The organism is Aquimarina sp. RZ0, from assembly GCF_008370685.1.
Classification (GTDB): Bacteria; Bacteroidota; Bacteroidia; order Flavobacteriales; family Flavobacteriaceae; genus Aquimarina.
In genome coordinates this window covers 45773-52344 of record NZ_VTZU01000048.1, presented here as the reverse complement: position 1 = coordinate 52344, position 6572 = coordinate 45773, and the positions used below count along the sequence as shown (strand labels likewise).

6 protein-coding genes and 2 pseudogenes are annotated in these 6572 nt (G+C 32.3%); 7 read left to right on the top strand and 1 reads right to left on the bottom strand.

Translation table 11 applies throughout. The features are described from left to right. The 7 genes and pseudogenes from F0000_RS17975 to F0000_RS17945 all read left to right on the top strand — a co-directional run. Positions 1-1106, top strand: a 1106-nt coding sequence (locus F0000_RS17975) for a thioesterase domain-containing protein (protein WP_149626116.1), incomplete at its 5' end; no start/stop codon positions are given. 177 nt (positions 1107-1283) lie between these two features. After that, positions 1284-1421, top strand: a complete 138-nt coding sequence (locus F0000_RS27830; RefSeq protein WP_188112179.1) for a hypothetical protein — start codon at positions 1284-1286, stop codon at positions 1419-1421. 203 nt (positions 1422-1624) lie between these two features. Further along, positions 1625-2914 carry an MFS transporter gene (locus F0000_RS17970; protein ID WP_149626115.1) on the top strand — a complete coding sequence of 430 codons (1290 nt, stop codon included), beginning with the start codon at positions 1625-1627 and terminating at the stop codon, positions 2912-2914. A gap of 203 nt (positions 2915-3117) precedes the next feature. After that, positions 3118-4182: a MupA/Atu3671 family FMN-dependent luciferase-like monooxygenase gene (locus tag F0000_RS17965; protein ID WP_149626114.1), complete on the top strand. Its 1065-nt coding sequence runs from the start codon at positions 3118-3120 to the stop codon at positions 4180-4182. A gap of 72 nt (positions 4183-4254) precedes the next feature. Next, entirely contained in the window at positions 4255-5025 is a 771-nt protein-coding gene (locus tag F0000_RS17960) for a thioesterase II family protein (protein WP_149626113.1), read from the top strand. 318 nt (positions 5026-5343) lie between these two features. Beyond that, positions 5344-5717: pseudogene (locus F0000_RS28635) on the top strand (ISAs1 family transposase). A 130-nt stretch (positions 5718-5847) separates the two neighbouring features. Beyond that, a pseudogene (locus F0000_RS17945) lies at positions 5848-6349 on the top strand (ISAs1 family transposase); the annotation flags it as partial. Here F0000_RS17945 and F0000_RS27825 read toward each other — a convergent pair. Further along, positions 6342-6503, bottom strand: a complete 162-nt coding sequence (locus F0000_RS27825; protein WP_188112176.1) for a hypothetical protein — start codon at positions 6501-6503, stop codon at positions 6342-6344. The pseudogene F0000_RS17945 and the gene F0000_RS27825 sit on opposite strands and share 8 nt — an antisense overlap. Between the last annotated feature and the right edge of the window lie 69 nt (positions 6504-6572).

The window sequence follows — 6572 nt, the reverse complement described above, 5'->3', positions numbered from 1 at the left end:
CAGATCCAGATTTAGCGCATTTATCAAGTACGGAGTATGTAGCTCCCAGAAATGAAATAGAAGTGCAGTTGACAGAGATCTGGCAGGAGTTGTTGGGCGTGGATAAGATAGGTATTTATGATAATTTCTTTGAATTGGGCGGGCATAGTTTACTAGCTGTTAAAATGATTATAAAGATGAATAATCACGACTTGTTTAATAGTAATTTTACTATTTTTAAACTCTTTGAATACCCCACAATTTTTGAGTATACAAATGCTTGTTTCTTAAAAACCAATAAACAAACATTATTAGTTCGTTTGAATGAAGAAGGAACTAAACCACCGATTTTTTGTGCTCCCCCTGCTGGAGGTTCCGCGATCAGTTATTACGATTTAAATCGAATGTTAGTTTCAGATCAACCGCTTTATGCTTTTCAACAACCAGAATTAGATGGAATTTCTTCACCTTTACAATCAATTGAAGAAATGGCATCGAATTTTATTATTCAAATGCAGCGGATAGATCCAAAAGGGCCATATATTCTCGCAGGATATTCTTTTGGGGCTAGAATAATATTAGAGATGGCTATCCAATTAAGGGAATCAGGATTTCAAGTTAAAGAAATCTTATCCTTTGATGGGCCACCTCCGACAAAAAAACTGATAGAAGAGATCAAAAAAAAGGATAATTATGAAGAACTTTTTAATATGGTCGAAGAGTTTGTGAAAAGTTTTGGTAAAAAAATAGATATAGATAAATATACTCTTATAAATAAAACAACTAATGAACAGTTTGAATATATTTTGAATTTAATTAAAGATTCAGGAATTAAAGAATCGTATTATACCAGTTTTAAAATTAGCTTTATGGTCTGGTCAAATCATTTTTCGGTTGAGAAAAAATACAATTCACAAGAAGGTATCAAAAAATTGGATACTAAAGTTAAACTATTTAAAGGAATTAACGAGATAATATTTAATAATCAGGAAAAATTTGATTATGGTTGGAATAAATTTACTAAACATAAAGTAGAGGTATATCATTTTGATGTAGATCATGAAAATTTACTAAAATTACCTAGTGTATATGAAATTGCAAAGATTATAAATAAACTACCGAAATAATTTCTAACGAGGTATCATATTTTTGCCAAGAGTAACCAACGGCTGAAATTCATTAGTTCAAAACGTTAGCAGAAATTCCCCACATCAGAATCCGATTAATTCCTCTAGACAACAAAGAGAAAAAGACACTAAAAAAAGGAAAAACATGATTAATAACCAAATTTGACGATAGTCGAGATGAAATATATCCCTAGTCCAGATCAAAAAATAGATACGCCAATTGTCTTGTTTAAAGCCGAAAATTTAGTAATAAGAGATATAGAGAATACTACAGATCTACCTATTGAAAAACGTGATTACGGATGGAGTAATTAAATTATACGACACAAGGAGTGTTTGTTTATGAAATAGAAGGAGTAATGCATTCTAACCTATTAGATAAACCTTTTGTGGAAGAAATCGCCAACCAAATGAAATCAAGTTAAGGGCTTATTCTATAGAGAATCAAAACCAGTAACCAAAACCTTTTAATAAAATCGCTGTATTACAGGAAAAAGTATTAAGATTTAAAGTATTATATGAAGAAGTATTATGTATATATAGGTTTATTGGTGATTTCTTTGATGGGCACAGATCTAACAGATTTTGCATTGGCTATTTGGGTATTGGATCAACCAGGGGCTACAGTATTATCATATTCTTCCATCTGGTTTTTTGAAGCTGCTCCGGCAGTAGTTTTTTCTGTTTTCGTTGGGAGCTTAGTAGATCGGTGGGATAAAAAGAAGATGATTATTTACGGTCAACTCGCAGCAGGTATTGGGAGTATTGTTTTATTTAGTCTCCATCGTATGGATCTCTTAGTTCCTTGGCATATTATGTTGGTAGCAGGAGTAGGATCTATATCGAGTATGTTTGTTTTTCAAGCTTTTTTTGTTGCTACCCGATCTTTGGTTTCCAAGAGTAACTTAATCAAAGCCCAGTCTTTAGTTGGTATGTGCTATGGTATTATGGAGATAGGTATCCCTATTTTATCACCTGTATTATATAAATTAATAGGTATTGAAAAGGTGTTTTTAATAGATATTATCTCCTTTTCAATATCCGTTATAGGTTTTGTTTTTTTAGGTTCTATTGTTGTCAAGAGAACTTCAGAACCTCTTAGTATAAAAAAGGATATAGCATTAATAAAAAAATTTATAAAAGAACGACATGGATTTCTTTACATTTTGATGTTTTCTTTTATCAGTGCATTTTTTTTAGGATTACTAATGGTACTATTAACCCCCTTGTTATTAGATTTATCAGATGAGTATGTTCTTGGATTGGTTTATGGTTTTATAGGGCTTGGGGGGTTCATTGGGAGTGTTATTATGAGCAAAAAAAAGGGGATTAACTCTCCAAATAGAATTATAATAACCCTTTATGGAGTAATGGGATTGATTGTCATGTTTCTTTTCATTCCTGGTACCATATACACTATTACAATTATAGGTATCATTATACTATCATTAGTCACAATAGCCGGTATACTATATAATTCGTTTACGCAAACTATAGTTCCAGAAGAAATGTTAGGTAGATTCTCTGGTATGACTGGTTTGTTTGTGGGCATTGCTGGACCATTATCATTTTTATTTTCTGGATTTATAGTTGATAAACTAGGTAGTCTTTTTAAGGACTCTAAATATATAATATATTACCCAGGATCAGAGGTCGCATTTTCCATATTTATGTTATTCGCTGTTATGGGATTGATCATAGCTGTTTTGTCATTATTTTTTAAAGACCATAAAGAGATAAAAGCGATAGATATACTATATGCAAAAGAATTAGAAATTAGTTTGAATAAAAATAAAGTTAGTGAATAAATAAAGCCTTACTATGTGTGTTGAGGCGTAACTTTTATTTTTTAAAAAGAGAAGGAACGTTTACACTGAATAAAATCATACCTCGAGAATAGTATGAGCAATAATATAGAGTACTGGTAGAATATTTATTTAAAAAAGAGCCTATAATAAATAATGAATTTGTGTACAATAATAAATAGAATAAAATATTAAAAAAGAATACAATGGAATTTGGACTTATGTTTTTCGCCAGTAGCGAAGATTCTTTAACAGGTAATATTTATGATCTTGTAAAGGAATGTGCAATTTATGGAGATGAGAATGATTTTTCATCTATCTGGGTACCCGAGCGTCACTTTACAGAATTTGGAGGTGTCTATAACAATCCTGCTATTTTGCATGCAGCCATAGCCGGAGTAACCAAAAGAATTCGCCTCTATAGTGGAAGCGTTGTTGTTCCACTTCACGATCCAGTACGTATTGCAGAAGAGTGGTCTATGGTAGATAATTTATCTAATGGTAGAGTGTCCCTTTCTATTGCCCCAGGCTGGAATCCTAATGATTTTATTTTCTTTCCTGAAAATTATGATCAAAGGTATGATATTATGTATAAAAATATCGAACAGGTTAAACGCTTATGGAAAGGAGAGACTGTTCAGCGTAAGGGAGGAAATGGACAAGTAGTAGACATTAAGATATATCCTACTCCAGTGCAGAAAAGGATTCCGATGTGCGTTACAGTAAGTAATAGTTTGGAAGGGTTTAAGCTTTCTGGAGAAAAAGGATATGATATCCTTACTGCATTGCTAGATCATACTATGGAGGAACTAGCTGAGAAGATTCAATGTTACAGAAGAGCAAGAGAAGAAAATGGGCTAGACCCCAAAGAAGGGAGAATAACATTAATGCTCCATACTTATGTAGGGAAGGACGATCAGCAAGCAAAGGAAGAAGCTAGAAAGCCTTATTGCGACTTTTTAAAACGAAACGGTTCACTATTAAAAGGTTTAGCTCAGAATAGAGGGAGTAAATTTTCTCTAGACTCTTTAACCGAAGAGGATATTGATGAATTTGTTAATTTTTTATACACCAGATTTGCCAATACAAAAGGATTAATTGGAGATAAAGAATCCTGTAAAGAAATAGTAGAACACGCTCAAGAAGCTGGTGTAGATAAAATAACGTGTCTTTTGGATTTCGGCCCTCCTGCTCATAAAATTATTGAAAACTTAGAGAATTTGAAAGTATTAAAAGAATCGTTTAATCCTATATCTTCTTCAACGCTTTGAAAAAGAATTATCCTATTAAAAATCAATTTACTAGTAAGTAAGAGTATTAATAAGAAAAAAGTTCACTTAAAAATGAGAGACAAAAAGTTGAAACATAAAATTATTGCGATTCCCTTTGCTGGAGGGAATAAATTTAGTTTTAGGAATTTAGAAAAGTATATTCCTGATGATTTTGAATGGGTTACTTTAGAACTTCCAGGGAGAGGTGACAGGTTTAACAAACCTTTTTTAACCACCATGAAAAATGTAATTGATGATCTTTTTGATCAATTATTACCTCATATTGAAGATGGGGTTTATATGATATATGGGCATAGTTTAGGTACATTGTTGGGCTATGAATTAACAAAAAAACTTGTAACTGAGGGTATGCCATTACCTTGTTGTTTGTATGTTACAGGAAGAGGAGCACCAAGCAGCAAAGAAAGTGAAAATTGGGGAGCTCTTCCTTTAAATTTATTTTGGAAAAAGGTACATGAAATAGGCGGGTTACCTCAAGAGGTTTTAGAGACTACTGAGTTTTTAGAATTTTACTACCCCATATTGAGGTCAGATTTTGAACTGATAGAATCCTATGAATATAAGAAATTAAAAACCCCACTTCCCATCCCCATATATGTTTGTTTAGGAAGTAAAGAAATAGGGGAAGAAGATCATAAAGCTTCTATAGGTCAAATAAAAGCGTGGAATGATGAAACGATACATACTGTAGTTCCCGAGTTTTTAGAAGGAGATCATTTTTTTATTCTAAAACGATCAAAAGCAATGATCCAGAAAATTTGCAAAGCCTTTGAAATGTCATTGCATAAAAAAATAATATGCTTATCCCGATGTTTCCCCTAATTCTATCCTTATCCCCCTCCACAGGTACTTGATTTTTTTATCTTGTAATAAAAAGGATCATAAAAATCACAATCTCATGGCGCTCAGTAATTAAAAGGTAAAAAAAATGAAATTTTTTCTACTTTGTGTCCGGTCGGAAAAGGGTTGTTTTTCAATTTTAAGAGAAAAATCTTATAAATTATATTCTCTAATTTGATTAGTTTTTTTGCTCATTTTTGGATTTTAAGAGGATACTCTTCAGGGCAATCGCATTCAAAATATAATTGTATATTAGCCAAGGCTATAGCCACACTATTTCCATTATTGGAATAAAAAAAAGTGATAGCTACTGCATGTTCCATAGGTTTTAACAATAGTTTTATTAAACATTTCAGCAATTTGGAAGACCCTCGTACCACTTACCGTGGGAATTTAAAACATCCTTTAATTGATATTGTTTTTCTTGTAATTGCAGCCGTTGTAAGCGGCTCTGATGGTTGGAAATCAATAGAGCTGTTTGGTAAATCCCAAATAGATTGGTTACAAAGTATATCCCATTGACCTCGGGTATCCCTTCTCACGATACTTTAGGAAGGTTTTTTGGTGCATTGGATCATCAGGTCTTTAGCCATTGCTTTATGTTTTGGATACAAGAAATTTCTGAACTCTCCAATGGAGAAGTAATACGATTTGTGATTAAAAAATTCGTATAAATTCATTGAATTATTTTTTCTTTATGCAAGGCAAAAAAATCAAGCATAGCTATAGCTACGGTTTATTTTTTAAACGAAGTAGAAAGGAAAAAGAAACGATGAATATGCGAAATTTTTAGTTATAAATCGTATAATAGCCATTGATGGCAAGCGTTTAAGAGGTTCTTATGACACCTCTTCCAATAAGAGCGCTTATTCATATGGTTTCTGCTTTTGCTGTAGAGAATGGCCTATGTTTAGGACAATCTCTTTGTTCAGAAAAGAGTAATGAAATTACTGCCATTCCCCAATTATTAGAACTATTAATTATTAAAGGATGTAGCGTAGCTATTGATGCTATGGGTTGTCAAACAGAGATAGCTCAACAAATCATTGCTAAAGAGGCTGACTATATTTTAGCAGTAAAAGACAACCAAAAGGAATTACATACTCAGGTGCAAAAAATGTTTAACATTACCAAGCCCTCAGTGATCAGTATAGATGAAGATTTGGGGCATGGACGTGTGGAAACAAGGAAGTGTAGTATTATTGATGATTTAACCTTTTTTGATAGTGACAAAGAGCGGAAGTGTCGAAAGCCTATGGTCATGAATATAGGCTTATTTGATAACTTCTATTATCCAATCATCTAACTTGACCAGGACGTTTTTTACTTTTGGTTGTTTGATTTACATTTTTAGTTGGTTGATTAGGTCCTTTAGGTAATATGATTCCTTTTGGATCAATAGGTCTTTTTGACGTTGTAGGGTCTGGCGTTATCTCTGAAGCTTTTCTTTTCAATCCCATAATAAATATTTAAAGATTAATATATTATAATGGTAAACCTATGTCCATGGCCATAGGCTTACGTTAATA